17 protein-coding genes are annotated in these 17,541 nt (G+C 73.3%); 11 read left to right on the top strand and 6 right to left on the bottom strand.

Features of this window, described 5'->3' with window-relative positions; translation table 11 throughout:
* Positions 1-215: 215 nt before the first annotated feature.
* Complete coding sequence (locus NI25_RS18970) at positions 216-440, bottom strand: hypothetical protein (protein WP_061443581.1); 225 nt, start codon at positions 438-440, stop codon at positions 216-218.
* A complete protein-coding gene (locus NI25_RS18965) occupies positions 437-1,072 on the bottom strand; it encodes an OvmZ protein (RefSeq protein ID WP_233520750.1) in 636 nt (211 codons plus the stop codon). The genes NI25_RS18970 and NI25_RS18965 overlap by 4 nt, the downstream gene beginning before the upstream one ends.
* 403 nt (positions 1,073-1,475) lie before the next feature.
* Here NI25_RS18965 and NI25_RS18960 point away from each other — a divergent pair, with 403 nt between their 5' ends.
* Positions 1,476-2,063, top strand: a complete 588-nt coding sequence (locus tag NI25_RS18960; protein ID WP_061443580.1) for a TetR/AcrR family transcriptional regulator — start codon at positions 1,476-1,478, stop codon at positions 2,061-2,063.
* Between the two features lie 29 nt (positions 2,064-2,092).
* On the opposite strand, the gene NI25_RS18955 is transcribed toward NI25_RS18960, so the two are convergent.
* Positions 2,093-2,701: a ScbR family autoregulator-binding transcription factor gene (locus NI25_RS18955; RefSeq protein WP_061443579.1), complete on the bottom strand. Its 609-nt coding sequence runs from the start codon at positions 2,699-2,701 to the stop codon at positions 2,093-2,095.
* Positions 2,702-2,759: 58 nt separating this feature from the next.
* Positions 2,760-3,509 (bottom strand): response regulator transcription factor, encoded by a 750-nt coding sequence (locus NI25_RS18950; RefSeq protein WP_061443578.1) that lies wholly within the window; start codon positions 3,507-3,509, stop codon positions 2,760-2,762.
* A gap of 477 nt (positions 3,510-3,986) precedes the next feature.
* Here NI25_RS18950 and NI25_RS18945 point away from each other — a divergent pair, with 477 nt between their 5' ends.
* Positions 3,987-4,937 carry a ScbA/BarX family gamma-butyrolactone biosynthesis protein gene (locus tag NI25_RS18945; protein ID WP_061443577.1) on the top strand — a complete coding sequence of 317 codons (951 nt, stop codon included), beginning with the start codon at positions 3,987-3,989 and terminating at the stop codon, positions 4,935-4,937.
* A gap of 28 nt (positions 4,938-4,965) precedes the next feature.
* Positions 4,966-5,898 carry an NAD-dependent epimerase/dehydratase family protein gene (locus NI25_RS18940; RefSeq protein WP_061443576.1) on the top strand — a complete coding sequence of 311 codons (933 nt, stop codon included), beginning with the start codon at positions 4,966-4,968 and terminating at the stop codon, positions 5,896-5,898.
* Between the two features lie 81 nt (positions 5,899-5,979).
* Here NI25_RS18940 and NI25_RS18935 read toward each other — a convergent pair whose 3' ends face one another.
* Complete coding sequence (locus NI25_RS18935) at positions 5,980-6,864, bottom strand: carbohydrate-binding protein (RefSeq protein ID WP_061443575.1); 885 nt, start codon at positions 6,862-6,864, stop codon at positions 5,980-5,982.
* A 667-nt stretch (positions 6,865-7,531) separates the two neighbouring features.
* Between NI25_RS18935 and NI25_RS18930 the strand changes: the two genes are divergently transcribed.
* From NI25_RS18930 to NI25_RS18905, 6 genes are all read left to right on the top strand, one after another.
* Positions 7,532-9,019: a DUF2252 domain-containing protein gene (locus tag NI25_RS18930; RefSeq protein WP_061443574.1), complete on the top strand. Its 1,488-nt coding sequence runs from the start codon at positions 7,532-7,534 to the stop codon at positions 9,017-9,019.
* 58 nt (positions 9,020-9,077) lie between these two features.
* Positions 9,078-9,893, top strand: a complete 816-nt coding sequence (locus NI25_RS18925; protein WP_061443573.1) for a hypothetical protein — start codon at positions 9,078-9,080, stop codon at positions 9,891-9,893.
* A 48-nt stretch (positions 9,894-9,941) separates the two neighbouring features.
* A complete protein-coding gene (locus tag NI25_RS18920) occupies positions 9,942-10,271 on the top strand; it encodes a rhodanese-like domain-containing protein (protein ID WP_031043538.1) in 330 nt (109 codons plus the stop codon).
* Positions 10,272-10,488: 217 nt separating this feature from the next.
* Positions 10,489-11,358 carry a DUF5819 family protein gene (locus tag NI25_RS18915; RefSeq protein WP_061443572.1) on the top strand — a complete coding sequence of 290 codons (870 nt, stop codon included), beginning with the start codon at positions 10,489-10,491 and terminating at the stop codon, positions 11,356-11,358.
* The gene (locus tag NI25_RS18910; protein ID WP_061446986.1) at positions 11,355-12,671 is read left to right on the top strand and encodes an HTTM domain-containing protein; all 1,317 of its coding nucleotides are present in this window, start codon (positions 11,355-11,357) and stop codon (positions 12,669-12,671) included. The genes NI25_RS18915 and NI25_RS18910 overlap by 4 nt, the downstream gene beginning before the upstream one ends.
* Entirely contained in the window at positions 12,668-13,438 is a 771-nt protein-coding gene (locus NI25_RS18905) for a TrmH family RNA methyltransferase (protein ID WP_061443571.1), read from the top strand. The genes NI25_RS18910 and NI25_RS18905 overlap by 4 nt, the downstream gene beginning before the upstream one ends.
* Before the next feature lie 38 nt (positions 13,439-13,476).
* Here the strand turns inward: NI25_RS18905 and paaN are convergent, their stop codons facing one another.
* Entirely contained in the window at positions 13,477-15,168 is a 1,692-nt protein-coding gene (gene paaN / locus NI25_RS18900; protein ID WP_061443570.1) for a phenylacetic acid degradation protein PaaN, read from the bottom strand.
* 244 nt (positions 15,169-15,412) lie between these two features.
* Between paaN and NI25_RS18895 the strand changes: the two genes are divergently transcribed.
* Positions 15,413-16,930, top strand: coding sequence for a 3-hydroxyacyl-CoA dehydrogenase (locus NI25_RS18895; RefSeq protein WP_061443569.1), 1,518 nt, complete (start codon positions 15,413-15,415; stop codon positions 16,928-16,930).
* A complete protein-coding gene (locus NI25_RS18890) occupies positions 16,927-17,538 on the top strand; it encodes a TetR/AcrR family transcriptional regulator (protein WP_061443568.1) in 612 nt (203 codons plus the stop codon). Before NI25_RS18895 ends, NI25_RS18890 begins: the two co-directional genes overlap by 4 nt.
* Positions 17,539-17,541: the final 3 nt, after the last annotated feature.

Raw genomic sequence — 17,541 nt, 5'->3', positions numbered from 1 at the left:
GCGGGAGGCGCCGCCCGTGGGAACCGCCGCCGAAGAAGTGGCGGCGTCCGGGCATGGGGGCGCCGCAGAAAGTGTGACAGGTGTCCTCCGTGGCGTCAACTTCCCTGTTGCATAAGGGAGTTGACGTAAACAAGCTGCCCCCGCGGCCGGTGTGGGCCGCGGGGGCAGCGGTGGACCCGATCCCCGCACGGATCGGTCCTCGAGGGAGCGGTTGCTCAGGCGGAGGGCCCCTTCGGGGCACGGGCGTCGCGACGGGTCAGGGCCAGCAGTTCTTCCAGGTCGTACTCCGCGCGCTGGGGGCCGCCGTGCCTGGTGATCTTTCCGCGGCTGGCCCATTTGCGGATGGTGGCCTGCGAGACGCCCATGGCCAGGGCGGCCAGCTCCGTGGGCACCGTACGGCGCCGGGCCGTGCCGCCGGTGCGCTCCGCGAAGCCGCTCACGCGGCCCGCTCCTTCTCCGTGCGGCCGGCCAGCAGCAGCCACTGGCGGGGCGGCACCGGGTGGCCGGCGTCGCAGGAGACGTGACTGGGGACACGGTCGCGGTCCGCCGGCCGGACGCCGAAGAGGGTGCCCTCGCACTCCGGCCGCGGACACGGCCCCAGCGGGAACCTGCTCACCGGCCCCGGACCGAACAACTCGTCCAGATCCGCGAGCAGTTCGGTGACCTCCTCGGTGAACTCGACCCCGGCGGGGTGGTCGGCGAACCACGGCAGCTGCTGTCCCAGGAACCGCACCAGCCGGGCCAGCCCTCGCTCCTTCGCACCGAAGGCGGCGTCGCCGCGCTCGTCCAGGACGAGCCGCGCCCACAGGCTCAGCGTCTCGGTCACCTTGCTCCGCAGGGACACGACCCGCTCGTCCAGCACGATGCCGACGCTGCCGCGGCTGCCGCTCACCCGTTGCCGCAGTGCCGTCGTCGGGGCGGCGGCCAGGGTTTCCTCGCTCTCCTTGTACAGGGTGAGCAGCGTCCGCAGTTCTCGGCCGGTCCGGTCCAGGCAGAGGGCGCAGATCCGGCCGCACCGCTGTGCGCAGTCCCTGCTCGTGTGCTCCTCGGTGGCTCTCTCACGCTCATCCATCGAAATCCCCCGATCCGTGGCAGTTTCGCAAGACGGCATTCAGTCTCACCGGGGTCCCGGGGCTGCATCTACCGACAGCGGTGCAGGGTTTCATCAAGCATTCGAGGTTGGGTCAGCTCCGTGTCAGCGCAGTGCCAAGTGCCCAGTTCCGGGCGTCCCGGCGAGCGGCGGTTCCAGGAAAACATACAGGCAAGTCTACTCGGTTACGCATCGATCGGTCGTTCCGGAACGAAAGGTTCAGGCCAATTGACGTGTGTATGTGGGGGATTTATGAACGAACGAAGATCATAAAGAGGGGGTGTCTGCAGGCATGGGTCCGATAAAACAGACCTCCTTGTATGCTTCGGTGGGTGGAGAGGCCGGCCGAGAGACCGGTACGGATGAAGAAGGCGGGTGGGATCTGATGCAGATGCGGTCCGAGCGGACTCGTGAGGCTCTGATCCGGGCCACGGCGGAGCTGATCGCGGACGGGCGCCCGGCCGACGCGGGCCTGGTCAACATCTGCCGCCGGGCCGGCGTGAGCCGCGGTGCTCTCTACCACCACTTCTCCTCGACCGCCGCTCTCGCGGCCGCCGTCCACGAACAGGCGCGCGGCCGGCTGGAGGAGATCGTCGACACGGCGTTCTCCGGTGCGGCCGCCGACGCGCCGGAGCGCTTCTGCCTGGCGCTCACCGAGGCGCTGGGCACCGACACGATCGTCCGGGCCGGCATGGAGCTGGCCCCGGACGGCTCAGCGGGGCCGCCGAGGCTGCGCGACCACCTGGTGTCGCTGCTCCGCGACCGGGTGGCCGCCGCCTACGAGGCGTCCGACCGGCGGCACGGCGCGCCGCCCGAGAACCTGGCCGACCTGGCCGTGGTCGTGGCGGCCGGCATCGAGACACTGGGCCGGTCGGACCCCGCGTGGTGGGACGTCGGCACTTCCCGGCGCCTGTGGGCCCTGTTGAGCCCGCTGTTCCTCCAGGCGGACGGCGGCCACAGCCGCCTGCCGTGACAACGTTCGCACGTCGTCCGCGAGCGGGGTCAGGACGCGGGGGCCGCGGTGCGGAGCCGGCCGATCAGGCCGGGGGTGGCGAGTCCGGGCAGGAAGAAGCGCCAGAAGGACCCGACGCGGTCGCCCAGGTCCTCCCGGCCGGTGTACGCCTGGGACATGATCTGCAGGCCGGTGAAACAGCCGACGATCGTCGACGCCGCCTCGTCCACGTCGACGCCCGGCAGGAGTTCGTCCCGTTCCCTCGCTTCCCGCAGCAGCTTCTCGATCGCCTCCAGGGACTGCTCGTAGGCGGTCTGCGGAGGGCGGCGGAAGGAGGTCTGCTCGGTGGCCAGACGCACGCTGGCGCGCAGCACCGGGTCGTGCTGGAGACGGCGGGCGAACTCCAGGGTCAGGTCGATCACCGACTGCAGCCGCACCGGCCCCTCCGGTACGGCCAGGGCCTCGCCGTGGGCCTGGACCAGGGCCACGGCGATGGCTTCCTTGGAGGGGAAGTGGTGGTAGAGGGAGCCTCGGGTGAGCCCGGTGCAGGCCAGTATGTCGTTGGTGCTCGCGGCGTCGTAACCGCGTTCGGCGAAGACGTGGGCGGCGGCCTCGAGAATCGACCGTCGCGACTGCCTGCCGCGTTCCTGTTGAGCCATGCCTCATCCTTACCGTGCCGCTGTTAGCCCAACAGACTAGTCTGTATTGTTGCCGCGGTCACGGATGGCCCAGCCGGAAACCCACTCCGCGCACGTTGATGATCCAGGTGCTGGAGCCGAGTTTGGCGCGCAGGGTGCCGACGTGCGTGTCCACCGTCCGGCCCCGCGGCGACCAGGCGTCGTCCCACACGTGGGCCATGATCTGCCGCCGGGTGAGCACCGTACCGGCCTGCAGGGCCAGGAGGTGGAGCAGGTCGAACTCCTTGCGGGTCAGGTCCAGGGGCTCGCCGTGGAGGGTGGCCGCCCGGGCGGCCACGTCGATGCGCAGTCCGGCGTGGGTGATGACCCGACCGGTGTCCGCCGTGGCCGGCCGGCCGTGCGAGCGGCGCATCACCGCCTCCATGCGGGCCAGCAGCTCGCGGAAGCCGTACGGCTTGACCAGGTAGTCGTCCGAGCCCGCCTGGAGGCCGAGTACGCAGTCGAGTTCCGAGCGCCGCGCGGTCACCGTGATGATCGGCGTGTCGCTGATCGAGCGGATGGCCCGGCACACTTCGAGGCCGTCCAGGTCGGGCAGGTCGAGGTCGAGCAGGATCAGATCGGCGTCGCGGTGGCCGCGCAGCGCCTGGGCTCCGGTGTCCACGCTCCTTGCGGCGTACCCCTGCCGGGTCAGCCCCCGCAGGAGCGTTTCGGCGGCCCGTTGGTCGTTCTCGACGACCAGTACGTTCCGGGCCGTCCGGCGGACCGGGGCGGCGGGCGGGAGAGGGCGCTGCGGCGACGGTCCGACGAGCTCCGCGTACTGCCGGTTCATCTGTCCCCCTGAAGGTACCTGAAAACACAACACGTCATCACTGACCGAGGTTCACGGGGGGAGACAATACCAAACAGACCTGTCTGATTGTCAAAGGTTGCCGTGTACCTGTCCTGTATCTCTGAGTGACCCCTTGATCACCCGGGTCCGGATGTCTTGAGCTGTGTGTTTTCGGCGCGAGGGTGAGGGTGGTGCCGCCTTCGGGTGTGTAAAGATCCTTGAAAACACGGGCCAGCAGCGGGTCGGCCCGCTTGCCGAATCATGGCGCCCTGCATGTTTCGCGGCCGGTCTCGCCCGTGGGTCGCCGGGGCCGCGCGTACAGCACTTGACGCACGTGTGGTCGAGGAAAGCTTCCTGCCTCTTGAAAAACTGGACCGACCTGTCTGTATCTTTATCCGCAGCTAGTCGGCCACGGGGGTGAGCAGCCGACTCACGGCCGTGCCGCCCCCTGTCTGCACCTTGATGGGAGCCCCGCACATGCCGAACCTCGCTCCGAAGGCACCCGGCGTCACGGCACAGCCCCGGAAGCTGACCTCCACGGTTCCGCGTGAGTACGTGCACCGCGCGGCCGTCTCCGAAGTCCTGCTCACAGGCTGGGAGCAGGACGTCCCCGCCGGCGACCGCAGCGGATTCGTGGTCGGGGCCCAGTGGCCCCGCTGCCACTCCCTGTTCGCCTCCGAGGGCGGCTACCAGGATCCGATGCTGCTGGTCGAGTCCGTGCGGCAGATCGGGTCCCTGCTCGCGCACGCCGAGTTCGACGTGCCGTTCGGCTACCAGTTCCTCATGTCCGACCTCAGCGTGACCGCGGACCCGGAGCTCTTCAGGGCCGGCCCGGTCCCCACCGACATAGAGATGCACACCGTGTGCCGGGACGTCGTGCGCCGCGGCCGCAGCCTGCGCGAGATGCGCTACGACGTCACCGTCCGGCGGGGCGACGAGGTACGGGCGACCGCCTCGGCCGCCTTCCGGTGCATGAGCCCGGACGTCTACAGACGCCTGAGAGGTGAGCGCCCCACGGTCTGCCACCGCACACCCCCGCCGGCGCTCGACCCCGCCGTCGTGCGCCACGGCAGCCCCTGGCACGTCCTGCTGGGCGAGGCGTCGCCGGCGTCGCCGGGCCGCTGGGAACTGAGGGTCGACACGGCCCACCCGACCTACTTCGACCACCCGACCGACCACATCCCCGGCATGGTCCTGCTGGAGGCCGCCCGGCAGGCCGCCCACGCCGTCACCGGGCTCCCCTGCGCCCTGCTCGCGGGCGTGCGGGCCGACTTCGCGCGCTATGCCGAGTTCGACTCTCCGTGCTGGGTCACGGCCACCGTCGAGGGGCACGGCGCACCGGGCGAGCTGCCGGTGCGGGTGCGCGGCAGCCAGGAGGACGAGACGGTCTTCACCGCCGACCTCGTCCTGCGTCCCCGCGTCAGCTGACCCGGACCGTCCCCTGGGAGGGTGCCCCGTGCTCACCGTACTGATCACCGGCGCGTCCGGATTCGTGGGAGGACACGTCGTCCGCGAGGCGGAGCGGCGGGCGGCCTGCATCAGGCTGCTGTCGCACCGCCGTCCCGTACGCCGCTCCGGTGCGCGGTGCTTACGGGGCGACCTGACCGACCCCGGCAGCCTGCGCGGCGTCTGCGACGGCGTCGACGTGCTGATCCACTGCGCGGCGCAGATAGGGGGGACGAAGGCGGCCAACCAAGCCGTGAACGCCGACGGCACGGCGGCGCTGGTCGCGGAGGCCCGGCGGGCCGGGGTCCGCCGTGTCGTGCACCTGAGCACCGCGTCGGTCTACGGCCGCGGCACCTACCGGGGGCAACGGCCCGAGGAGCTCGTCCGCAACCCGGGCTCCTGGACCTCACGCACCCGCGCCGCCGCCGAGGACGCCGTGCTCTCGGCCGGCGGGGTCGTCCTGCGTCCCCACCTGGTGTACGGGGCGGGCGACACCTGGGTCGGGCCCGGCATGGCCCGGGTGCTGCGGAGGCTGCCGGGCACGGTGGCGGGCTGGTCCGCGCGGATGTCGATGATCGCCGTGCCGGACCTGGCCCGGGCCCTGGTGGGCGCCGCGTTCGCGCCCGGCACGGCGCTGTCCGCGTCCGTCTACCACGCGGCCCACCCGGAGCCGGTCGGCGTCGGCGGCGCCCTGCGCGCCGTCGCCGCCTGCGCGGGCATCCCCTGGCCGCGGCGTGACCTCACGGTGCGGCGGGCACGGGACCTGCTCGCCGGGGACGACGTCCTGTCGGGCGTGGTCGGCCTGCTGACGACCGATCACCTCTTCGAGTCCGACAGCCTCTGGTCGGACCTCCGGGAACCGCCGGGCGACCCGTTCGGCACCGGGTTCCGGCGCGCCGAGCCCTGGTACCGGTCCACGCTGGCGCCCGCCGGACGCCCGTGAACGGCGAGGCCCCCCGCCGGTCGTGCGCCCGGCGGGGGGCCTCGGAACCGGAGAGCGGGCACTCGCCCGTACTCCGGAGCGTCAGGACTCGCGCTGCCACAGGGCCGGCACGTTCGGCGGTTCCCAGCCGGTCATCGAGGTGTGCGCCTGGAGGCAGCGGTAGGAGCGTCCGCCGTACGTCACCCGGTCACCGGAGGTGTAGGCGTGGCCGCTCGTCCAGGTGCCGCCCGGCGGGTCGGTCGGCGGGTCGGTGGGCGGGTCCGTGGGGCCGGTGTCGCCGTCCACGTCGAGGACGAAGTCGAAGGTGCCCTCCTTGCCGCCGCCGGCACCGCGGACGTTCATCAGCAGGGCCGGGTCGAAGATCATGTCCGTGCTGTTGCGGGGCTCGCCGGGGAAGTACAGCTGGGTGGTCAGGATCGGCTCGCCGGGGGCCTGCACCTTGACGTGGATGTGCCGGGTGCGGCCGGGATAGAGGCCGGGGACGATCGTCTTCAGGGCGAAGGCGCCGGTGGCGTCGGTGAACTGGTGGCCGCGGAAGGTGTAGCCGGCCATGTCGTAGTCGCCGTTGTCGTCGGCCTGCCAGAAGTCGAGGAGCACGCCGGACAGCGGGGCGCAGTTCCGGCCGAAGACGTAGCCGCTGACGGTCAGCGGGGTGCCCGGGGTGCCGGGCGTGACCAGGCTGGTGCGCAGCGGCGAGTTCGGCTTGAAGTACGGGCCCTCCATCTGGTCGGGCGTCAGGTCGTCGCCGTCGTCGCAGTACGGCGTCGGCGTCAGCGTCCGGCCGTCGGAGGAGCGGGCGGCGTCCCGGGCCAGCGCGACGCCGCCGGTGGCGAGCAGCGGGACGGCGGCACCGGCGGCGACGGCCGCCCTGAGCAGCGTCTTGCGGCTGATGCCGCGGTCGCCGCCGGAGCCCCGGCCGGGTCCGGGCCTGGGCTCGTCGGGGGTGGTGGGGGTGTCGGAGGTCATGGCGGTTCCTCGGTCTCCTCGGTGGGTGGTCCCTGGGGAAGCTGAACGGGACGTGCGACATCCGGGACGTCGGGGACAGGGGGCGCGCCCGCCGGCGCGGGCAGGCTGCGGTGGTTGCTTCGACGGGCGCGCTCCGTGGTGATCGCTGGCCACGGTAGGCGCGCCGCGGGGGCCGGGGGCACCTCCTGTTTCGCCCCCTGCCCGGCGTTATGCGGGCGGCGGGCCGGGTCGTGTACGCGCGGTGCGGTGCGGCGGTACGGTCGGGGCGCGCCGGGTGCGGGTGCGGGTCCGGTCGCTTGGCCAGGTTGGGAGCGCAGACGCGGACCGGCCCGGTGCCGGGCGGGCCGCGGGGCGGTTCACGGCCGGGGTCGCGTGCGTGGCCGGGGCCACGTCACGGAACCACCGGGGCGCGTGCCCGGCCGGGTACGACGACGTACGGCGGGCAGGACGGACGGGCGGACCGGACGTGCGGGTCGCCGGTGGGACGCGTGCCGGGTACGGCACACGGCCCGACGCGCGGCACGCGCGCGCCGGGCACGACGCACGCACGCGTGCGACGGGCGCGACGCACGGGCAACACGAGGCACGGGCAAGATGCACAGGCACGACGCAGGCACGGCACAGGCACGACGCACAGGTCGGGCGAAGACGCAGGAGGGTGGCCGGGATGACCGGGGCGACGGCGGGGGCGGGCACGGAGGCGGCGGCCGGAGTGGTGCCGGTGGCGCGTACGGGCGGGGACGGCCAGGGGACGGAAGGCGCGGCGCGGGGCGGGCGGATGCCGGTCGTCCCGGGGTTCGCGCGGTGGCCCGCGGCCGGCTCGCCGAAGGCGGAGGGCAAGGCGCTGCGCACCCGTGTCCCGCGGTCCGCGCACGCCGCGCTCGACCCGGACGCCGCCCGTCCGGACGCGGTGACCGCGGTCGAGGAGTCCAACCGCGGCCGGATACCGGGGCTCGCCCCGATCCGGGCGGGGCGGATGGCGGCCACGCCGTTCGCCTTCCTGCGCGGGTCGGCGGGCCTGATGGCGTACGACCTGGCGCGCACGCCGGTGACCGGGATCGGCGCCCAGATCTGCGGTGACGCGCACGCCGCCAACTTCGGCCTCTACGGCGACGCCCGCGGCCGCCTGGTCATCGACCTGAACGACTTCGACGAGACGGTCCACGGCCCCTGGGAGTGGGACCTCAAGCGGCTCGCCGCCTCGCTCGTCCTCGCGGGCCGGGAGGCCGGCGCCGACGAGGACACCTGCCGCGAGGCCGCCCACGACGCGACCGGGGCGTACCGGCGCACCATGCGGCTGCTGGCGAAGCTCCCCGCGCTGGACGCCTGGAACGCCATCGCCGACGAGGAACTCGTCTCCCACACCGACGCCCACGACCTGCTCGGCACCCTCGAGCGGGTCTCCGAGAAGGCGCGGGCCAACACCAGCGGGCGCTTCGCCGCGAAGTCGACCGAGTCCACCAAGGACGGCGGACGGCGCTTCGTGGACGCGGCCCCGGTGCTGCGCCGGGTGACGGACACCGAGGCGGCGACCGTCGCCGGTGCCCTGGAGGGATACCTGGGCACGCTCTCCGAGGACCGGCTGCCGCTGCTGGCCCGGTACGCGGTGCACGACGTGGCCTTCCGGGTCGTCGGCACCGGCAGCGTCGGCACCCGGTCGTACGTCGTGCTGCTCCTGGACCACCGGGGCGAACCGCTCGTGCTCCAGGTCAAGGAGGCCAGGCCCTCCGCGCTGCTGCCCCACCTGGCGGCCGCCGGGTTCGACGCCCCCGAGGCCGTGCACGAGGGCCGCCGGGTGGTCCTCGGACAGAAGCGGATGCAGGTGGTCAGCGACATCCTGCTGGGCTGGACCTCGGTCGAGGGGCGGCCCTACCAGGTGCGGCAGTTCCGCAACCGCAAGGGCAGCGTCGACCCCGGCGCCCTGGCCGCCGACCAGCTGGACGACTACGGCCGCATGACCGGCGCCCTGCTGGCCCGGGCCCACGCGCACAGCGCCGACCCGCGGCTGATCGCGGGCTACTGCGGCAAGAACGGCGAGCTGGACGAGGCGGTCGCCGCCTTCGCCGTCGCCTACGCCGACCGCACCGAGGCGGACCACGCTCAGCTGGTGGCCGCGGTGCGCACGGGACGGGTCGCGGCGGAGCTGGGGGTGTGAGGGGAGCGGCGGGGAGCGCGTGGGAGGCTCCCCCGCGGACACCCCCTAGGCTGGTCGGGTGACGACGCCGGAAGCTGAGCCCGAGCAGGAGGGTGCGCCGCGTCCCGAGGAACGGCTGGAACGGGCCGTACGGGCCGCCGAGCAGGCACTCATCGAGTACGAGATCGCGCTGGAGACCTTCCGCGTGGAGGTCGAGAACTTCTCGCGGCTGCACGAACAGCGGCTCGGCCCGGTGTACGCCCGGCTGGAGGAGCTGGAGGCGCAGATCCTCGAGGCCACGGCGGCCCGCACGGGTGACGAGGAGGACCGTCGCCGGGCCGACGAGGCGCGGGCCCGGCTGATGCCGATCCCCGGCGTCGAGGAACTGCTGAACGGCTGGATGGACGGGGACGGACTCTTCCCGGAGGCGGCCGCGATGCTCACGGACCAGGCGGTCCGGCCCCCGCAGCGGGTCCGGCCCGGCGAGGAGGCCCGCAAGCTCTACCGCGAGCTGGCCCGCAAGGCCCACCCCGACCTCGCACAGGAGGAGTCCGAGCGGGTCCGGCGCGAGGAGTTCATCACCCGCGTCAACGCCGCCTACGCCCGCGGTGACGCGGCGCAGCTGCGCGAGCTGGCCGAGGAGTGGGCCGCCGGGCCGGTGCCCGAGCGCCGCCCGAGCCGCGCCGAGGAGCTGTACGTACGGCTCGAGTGGCTCGACCGGCGCAAGGAGATGCTCACGCTGCTCGCCAAGGAGCTGGAGGAGAGTGCGATCGGCGCCATGCTCAGGCTGGCCCCGGACGACCCCGACCGGCTGCTGGAGGAGATCGCCGAGCAGCTCGCGACCCAGGTGCGCGAGCGGGAGGCGGAGCTGGCGGGGATCCTCGCGCAGGACTGACCCGGCCGTGGCTCCGGTAGCGTCTGGGACATGAGTTTCGGAGCTGGTGTGCCCACGGTCGGGATCGACGACCTCAAGGACGGTGACTTCCTGCTGGACGTCCGCGAGGACGACGAGTGGCAGGCGGGTCATGCCGCCGGGGCGCTGCACATTCCCCTGAGCGAGTTCGTGGCCCGCTACGGTGAGCTGGCCGAGGCCGCGCCCCAGGACGGCCGGGTGCACGTGCTCTGCCGCGTCGGGGGCCGCTCGGCGCAGGTCACCATGTACCTGGTCCAGCAGGGCGTCGACGCGGTGAACGTCGACGGCGGCATGCAGGAGTGGGCCGCGGCCGGGCGTCCCGTGGTGGACGACAAGGGTGAGCCCGGGCACGTCCTCTGAGGAGGTACCGGGGTCGCCGGTACACCGCCCCCGCCGGCTCCGGGGGGGCGCGCCGGATGTGGCGACGGCCACGGTGCGGCCGGTCCGCCGGGGGCTGTGCGGGCGGCCGGTCCTGAGTACCGTTCCCGTTCGAACGTCGCCGAGCGGCCGCACGGGTGGCGCCGGGCGTCCCGTGACGGGATGTGCGGATGGACGGATCGGGACCGAACGGGGCGGAATGGACGCGTACGACAAGGACTCGGACGCCGAGCAGGGGCAGGGGCCGGACGGCGGAGCCGGCCCCGAGGAGACCGGCGCGACCGGAACCGTCGCGACCGGAACCGTCGTGACCGGCACCGGCGCGACCGGCGGGCCGGCCGTCGGAGAAGCCGGCGCCGCACCTCCCGTCCCGGCCCCCGAGCCCCGTACCGGCGTCGCCGCGCTCTCCCCGCGTTACCAGGTCGGTGCCGTGGTCGCCCTCGCGGTGGTCGCGGTCGCCGTCTGCGCCCACCTGGGTCTGGTGTTCCTGCACGTGGCCCCGTCCAACACGCTCACCAAGCAGCACGGCGCCGCGGTGGACGAGTGGGTGTTCCCGGAGTTCGAGCAGAACTGGAAGCTCTTCGCGCCCAACCCGCTCCAGCAGAACGTCTCCGTCCAGGTCCGCGCCGAGGTCAGTACGGCGGACGGCGGGATACGGACCACCGGCTGGTACGACCTGTCCGCCGAGGACGGCCGGGCCATCGCCGGCAACCCGCTGCCGAGCCACACCCGGCAGAACGAACTGCGCCGGGCCTGGGACTTCTTCGTCGCGACCCACGACTCCCAGGACCGCCCGGTGGGTCTGCGGGGTTCCCTCTCGGAGACGTATCTGCGGCGCATCGCGCTGCTGCGGCTGGAGCGCAACGACGCCGCCGGGCCGGGCGGTGTCGTCGAGCGCGTCCAGTACCGTTCCCGGACCACGAACGTGGCACCGCCCTCGTGGAGCGGCGAGAAGGTCTCCGGCCGCCCGACCGTCCGCGAACTGCCCTGGTGGTCCGTGGCCGCGGAGACCGGGGACGCGAGGCCCGAAGCGGCAGACGCGGCCGCAGGGGCGGGGGGCGCCGCGTGAACGGCATCGTCCTCTCGGTCTCCCGCTCCATCGCCCGAGTCACGGGCGCCGCGCTCGGCCCGTACCAGACCGCCGTGGTCCGCATCGGCTTCGGCGCCACCTGGCTGCTCTTCCTGCTGCGTGAACTGCCGCACCGGCACGAGCTGTACGGTCCGGACGGACCCTGGGGCCACGATCTCGCCGAGCAGCTGATCGCGGACAACGGCGCCTTCACGGTGCTGATGTGGTCGGACGGGCGGGCCTGGTTCGAGATCGTCTACGCGCTGGCCGTCCTGAGCAGCGTGCTGCTCCTGCTGGGCTGGCGCACCCGCACCATGTCCGTGCTGTTCATGGTCGGCGTGCTCTCGCTGCAGAACCGCAGCGTGTTCATGGGGGACGGCGGCGACAACGTCGTGCACCTGATGAGCATCTACCTGGTCCTCACCCGGTGCGGCCAGGTGTGGTCGCTGGACGCGCGCCGTGCCCGGCGGACGGCGGCGGCACGCGCGCGCGGGGAGCGGGTCGTGGACCGGGTCGGGCCGGTGCTGTGGAGCGCCCTGGGGTTCGGGCTGGTGGCGGTGACGTCGGCGGGCCTTCTCGACGGCGACTGGTTCGTGCCGGCGCTGCTGTGGGCGGTGTGGGTCTCGCTGGGCCTGTGGTGGGTCGTCGGGCGGGGACCGGAGGGCGGTCAGCCGCGGATCCTGCTGGACGTGATCACCCATGTCGTCCACAACGGCGCGCTGGTCGTGATCATGGCCGAGGCGTGTCTGATCTACGCGACGGCGGGCTGGTACAAGATCCAGGGCTCGCGCTGGCAGGACGGCACGGCCGTCTACTACCCGCTGAACCTGGACTACTTCACGCCGTGGCCCGCGCTGTCCGACGCGCTGGCCGCCAACGGCACGATGATCATGCTCATCACGTACGGCACGGTCGCCGTGCAGGTCGCCTTCCCGTTCACGCTGCTCAACCGGCGGGTCAAGAACGTGCTCCTCGCCGTGATGATGACCGAGCACGCGGTGATCGCCGTGACGCTCGGGCTGCCGTTCTTCTCGCTGGCGATGATCGCCGCCGACGCGGTCTTCCTGCCGACCTCGTTCCTGCGCCGACTGGGCGACTGGGCGGCACGCGTGCGTGGCCGACTGCCGCGCCGGGTGCCCTCGGCGCCGTTCGCGGGAACGGCGGACGGGCACGGGGACGGTCGTACGACGGCGACGGCGACGGCGCCGTTGCCCGGGCCCCGCACCCGGGAAGGCGAAGGTGCGACCGAGGCCGGGACCGGGGTCGTGGACCGGAAGGACCCCGGCCCCACGCACGTAGGCTTCCGCACATGACCGTCCCCGCAGCCCCCGGACCGCTCGCCGCCTGGCATTCGCACGCCGGCCGGTGCGTGCTGCTCGACGGCTTCCACGCCCTCAAGCACGCGCTCCGGTTCGGCGCCGAGGTGCCGGTGGCGGTCACCAGCGACCGCGCGGGCGCCCTGGCCCTTGCCGACGAGCTGGCACCGGACCTGCGCGGGGCGCTGGCGGAGTTGCTGACCGAGGTGCCGCACGAGGCGTACGCGTCGCTGGTCGCCCGGCCGCACCCGACCGCGGTGGCCGCCCTGGCCGTACGGCCCTCGCGGGCGGCCGGGCTCGAGGCGTTGGCGCACCTGCCCCGCCGCGCCCCCGTCGTGGTCCTCGACCAGCCGCGCAACCTCGGCAACGCGGGCGCGGTGATCCGGCTGGCCGCCGGTTTCGGGGCGACCGGTGTTGTCACCACCGGCACGCTCGACCCCTGGCACCCCACGGTGGTGCGCGGCGGGGCGGGGCTGCACTTCGCGACCGTCGTGGAGCGGCTGGAGGTCGGCGAGCTGCCGCCGGGGCCGGTGTTCGCGCTCGACCCGGAGGGTGAGGACGTCCGGGGGCTGAAGCTGCCGGACGACGCGCTGCTCGCGTTCGGTTCCGAGCGCAGCGGACTCTCGCGGGAGCTGCGGGCACGGGCCGACCACCTGGTGGCGCTGCCGATGCGCCCCCAGGTCTCCAGCTACAACCTCGCGACCAGTGTGGCCATGACGCTGTACCACTGGAGCGCCACCGGGGGCGCACCGCAGGTGCCGTAGTGCCGTAGTGCCGTAGGACCGCCGTGGTGCACGTCGGCTCAGGCCGGGCGGCGGACCTCCACCACCCGGAAGCGGTTCGCCACGAAGGCGCCGTCGCACAGGGCCGCGTTGGCCGCCGGGTTGCCGCCCGAGCCGTGGAAGTCGGAGAAGGCGGCCGTCTGGTTGACGTACACCCCGCCGGTGAGGTTCAGGGAGAGCTGGGCCGCCTCGTCCAGGCAGACCTCCTGCACGGCCTCCTCGACCTCCGGGTCGGTCGTGTACGCGCCCACCGTCATCGCGCCCTTCTCACGAATGCCGCGGCGCAGCAGCTCCACGGCGTGGTCCGCCGAGTCGACGGCGACGGCGAAGGAGACCGGGCCGAAGCACTCGCTGGTGTAGGCGGCCTCGTCCCCGGGCTTGGCTCCGTCCAGCTTGACGATCACCGGGGTGCGCACCACCGCGTCCGGGAACTCCTGGTTGGTGACCTCGCGGGAGGCGAGGGCGACCTCGCCGAGTCCGGCGGCGGCCTCGAGCCGGGCCTTGACGTCCGGGTTGACGATGGCGCCGAGCAGGGCGTTCGCCCGGGCTTCGTCGCCGAGGAGACCGTCGACGGCGCGGGCGAGGTCGGCGGTGACCTCGTCGTAGGACTTGTCGCCCTGGTCGGTGCGGATGCCGTCGCGGGGGATCAGCAGGTTCTGCGGGGTGGTGCACATCTGGCCGCTGTACAGGGACAGGGAGAAGGCCAGGTTGGCCAGCATGCCCTTGTAGTCGTCGGTCGACTCCACCACCACCGTGTTGACGCCGGCCTTCTCCGTGTACACCTGGGCCTGACGTGCGTTGGCCTCCAGCCAGTCGCCGAAGGCGGTGGAGCCGGTGTAGTCGATGATGCGGATCTCGGGGCGGGTGGCCAGGGTCTTGGCGATGCCCTCGCCGGGGCGCTCGGCGGCCAGCGCGACCAGGTTCGCGTCGAATCCGGCCTCGGTGAGGACCTCGCGGGCGACCTGGACGGTCAGCGCGAGCGGCAGCACCGCGCGGGGGTGCGGCTTGACCAGGACCGCGTTGCCGGTGGCGAGGGAGGCGAACAGGCCCGGGTAGCCGTTCCACGTCGGGAAGGTGTTGCAGCCGATGACCAGGCCGATGCCGCGGGGGACCGGCGTGAACCGCTTGGTGAGCGCGAGCGGGTCGCGCTTGCCCTGCGGCTTGGTCCACTCCGCGGCCTCGGGCGTGCGGGACTGCTCCACGTACGCGTAGGCAACGGCCTCCATGCCGCGGTCCTGGGCGTGCGGGCCGCCCGCCTGGAAGGCCATCATGAAGGCCTGTCCGGAGGTGTGCATGACCGCCTGCGCGAACTCCATGGTCCGGTCGGCGATCCGCCGCAGGATCTCCAGGCAGACCATCGCGCGCAGCTCGGCGCCCGCGTCCCGCCACGCCTTCTGGCCGGCCTTCATGGCGGGCAGCAGCACGTCGAGATCCGCGTGCGGATACTCCACGCCCAGCTCGACGCCGTACGGGGAGACCTCGCCGCCGACCCAGCCGTCGGTGCCCGGCTGGCCGAGGTCGAGGCGGGTGCCGAGCAGGGCGTCGAAGGCGGCCTTGCCCGCCGCCGTGTCCAGGCTGCCGTTCTCGCCGTAGGCCTTGGGGTGCTCGGGGTGGGGGGACCAGTACGCGCGCGTGCGGATCGTCTCCAGCGCCAGGTCCAGGGTCGGCCGGTGCTGGGCGATCAGCTGGTGTGCGGTGAGTTCGGCGGCCATGCGGGACCAACTCCTCGTCTCTCACGGGCTCCCGACGCGCCGCCGACGCTCCGTCGGTCGTCTGTCGAGTCCGTGGACCTGGGGGAAACTGGGCAGAAATATCAGAAGGTGCGGCGCGTAGCGCCTCTGTCAGGGTGGTGGGGGGGCGACGGGTGGGCGGACACGGCTAGAGTAACCGAACGATCGGTCGGGACAAGGGGGTCCGCCGCATCTGTGGAAAACCCCGTGCGGGAGGATCGCGCACATGACAGCACTGGACCTCAGCAGCCCCGTGGCCGTCGTCGGAACCGGCACCATGGGCCAGGGCATCGCCCAGGTGGCGCTGGTCGCGGGCCATCCCGTGCGGCTGTACGACGCCGTCGCCGGGCGGGCCCGGGAAGCGGCCGACGCGATCGGCGCCCGGCTCGACCGGCTCGTCGAGAAGAACCGCCTCACCGGCGCCGAGCGGGACGCCGCCCGCGCCCGGCTCACGTCCGCCGAGACCCTCTCCGGCCTGGCCGGCTGCGCGCTCGTCGTCGAGGCGGTCGTGGAGCGGCTGGACGTCAAGCAGGAGCTGTTCCGGGCCCTGGAGGAGGTCGTCGGCGACGACTGCCTGCTCGCCACCAACACCTCCTCCCTGTCCGTCACCGCCGTCGGCGGCGCGCTGCGCATACCCGGGCGCTTCGTCGGCCTGCACTTCTTCAACCCGGCGCCGCTGCTGCCGCTGGTGGAGGTGGTCGCCGGGGCCGCCACCGACGCCGCGTCGGCCACGCGCGCGTACGACACGGCCCGCGCCTGGGGCAAGACCCCGGTCGCCTGCGCCGACACCCCCGGCTTCGTCGTCAACCGCATCGCCCGGCCCTTCTACGCCGAGGCCTTCGCGCTCCACGAGGAGCGGGCCGCGGACCCGGCCACCATCGACGCCGTGCTGCGCGAGTCCGGCGGCTTCAGGATGGGCGCCTTCGAGCTGACCGACCTCATCGGGCAGGACGTCAACGAGTCCGTCACGCATTCCGTGTGGCAGTCGTTCTTCCAGGACGCGCGCTTCACCCCCTCGCTGGCCCAGCGCCGCCTGGTCGAGTCCGGCCGGCTCGGCCGCAAGAGCGGGCAGGGCTGGTACGACTACCGGGACGGCGCCGAGCGCCCCGAGCCGCACACCGCCGAACCGGCCGGCCCGCCCGCGTACGTCGTCGTCGAGGGCGGTCTGGGACCGGCGGCCGGCCTGGTCGGGCTGATCCGGGAGGCGGGCATCGAGGTCCGCGAGGAGAGCGGGGCGGGCGCCGGGTCGCTCGTGCTGCCCGGCGGCGGCCGGCTCCGCCTCACCGACGGAAGGACCTCGGCCGGGCTCGGCGGCGTCGTCCACTTCGACCTCGCCCTCGACTACCGGCGGGCCGGCCGGATCGCCCTCGCCCCCGCCGGGACCACCCCGCCCCGGGCCCTCGCCGAGGCCACCGGCCTCTTCCAGGCGCTCGGCAAGAAGGTCAGCGTCGTCGGCGACGTGCCCGGCATGATCGTGGCGCGCACGGTCGCGCGGATCGTCGACCTGGCGTACGACGCGGTCGACCGCGGCGTGGCCTCGGCGGCCGACGTCGACACCGCCATGCGCCTCGGCGTGAACTACCCGCTCGGTCCCGTCGAATGGGGCCGCCGGCTGGGCCTGAGGTGGGTGTACGAGCTGCTCGGCGAGTTGCGCCGGCTCGATCCGTCCGGGCGCCACGCGCCGTCCCTCGCGCTCCACCGTCATGCGCACGTCTCCGACGCCGGGGAGGGCACCCCCTCATGACCACCGCCAGACGCGACACGTACACGCCGGAGACGCTGCTGTCCGTCGCCGTGCAGGTCTTCATCGAGCGCGGTTACGACGGCACCTCCATGGAGCACCTGTCCAAGGCGGCCGGGATCTCCAAGTCGTCGATATACCACCACGTCAGCGGCAAGGAGGAGCTGCTGCGCCGGGCCGTGAGCCGGGCCCTGGACGAGCTCTTCGGCATCCTCGACGAGGAGCACGCGCGCGTGGGGACCGCCGCAGAGCGCCTCGAGTACGTGGTGCGGCGCATGGTCGAGGTGCTCATGGCGGAGCTGCCCTACGTGACGCTGCTGCTGCGGGTGCGCGGCAACACCGACACCGAGCGGTGGGCCCTGGAGCGGCGTCGCGAGTTCGACCACCGGGTCGCCGCCCTGCTGAAGGCTGCGGCGGCCGAGGGGGACGTGCGCGCGGACGTGGAGGTGCGGCTCGCGACGCGCCTGGTCTTCGGCATGATCAACTCGATCGTCGAGTGGTACCGCCCGGAGGGCCCGGACGGCCGGGGCGGCGCGGGCGGCGCCGGGGAGAGCGAAGTGGTCGACGCGGTGGCGCGGCTGGTCTTCGGCGGGCTGCGCAAGGCGTCCTGAGCG

Origin of the sequence: Streptomyces sp. CCM_MD2014 (genome assembly GCF_000772045.1) — a bacterium.
Classification (GTDB): domain Bacteria; phylum Actinomycetota; class Actinomycetes; order Streptomycetales; family Streptomycetaceae; genus Streptomyces; species Streptomyces salinarius.
Note: the sequence above shows the minus strand (reverse complement) of the source record. Positions and strands in the feature narration are given on the sequence as shown.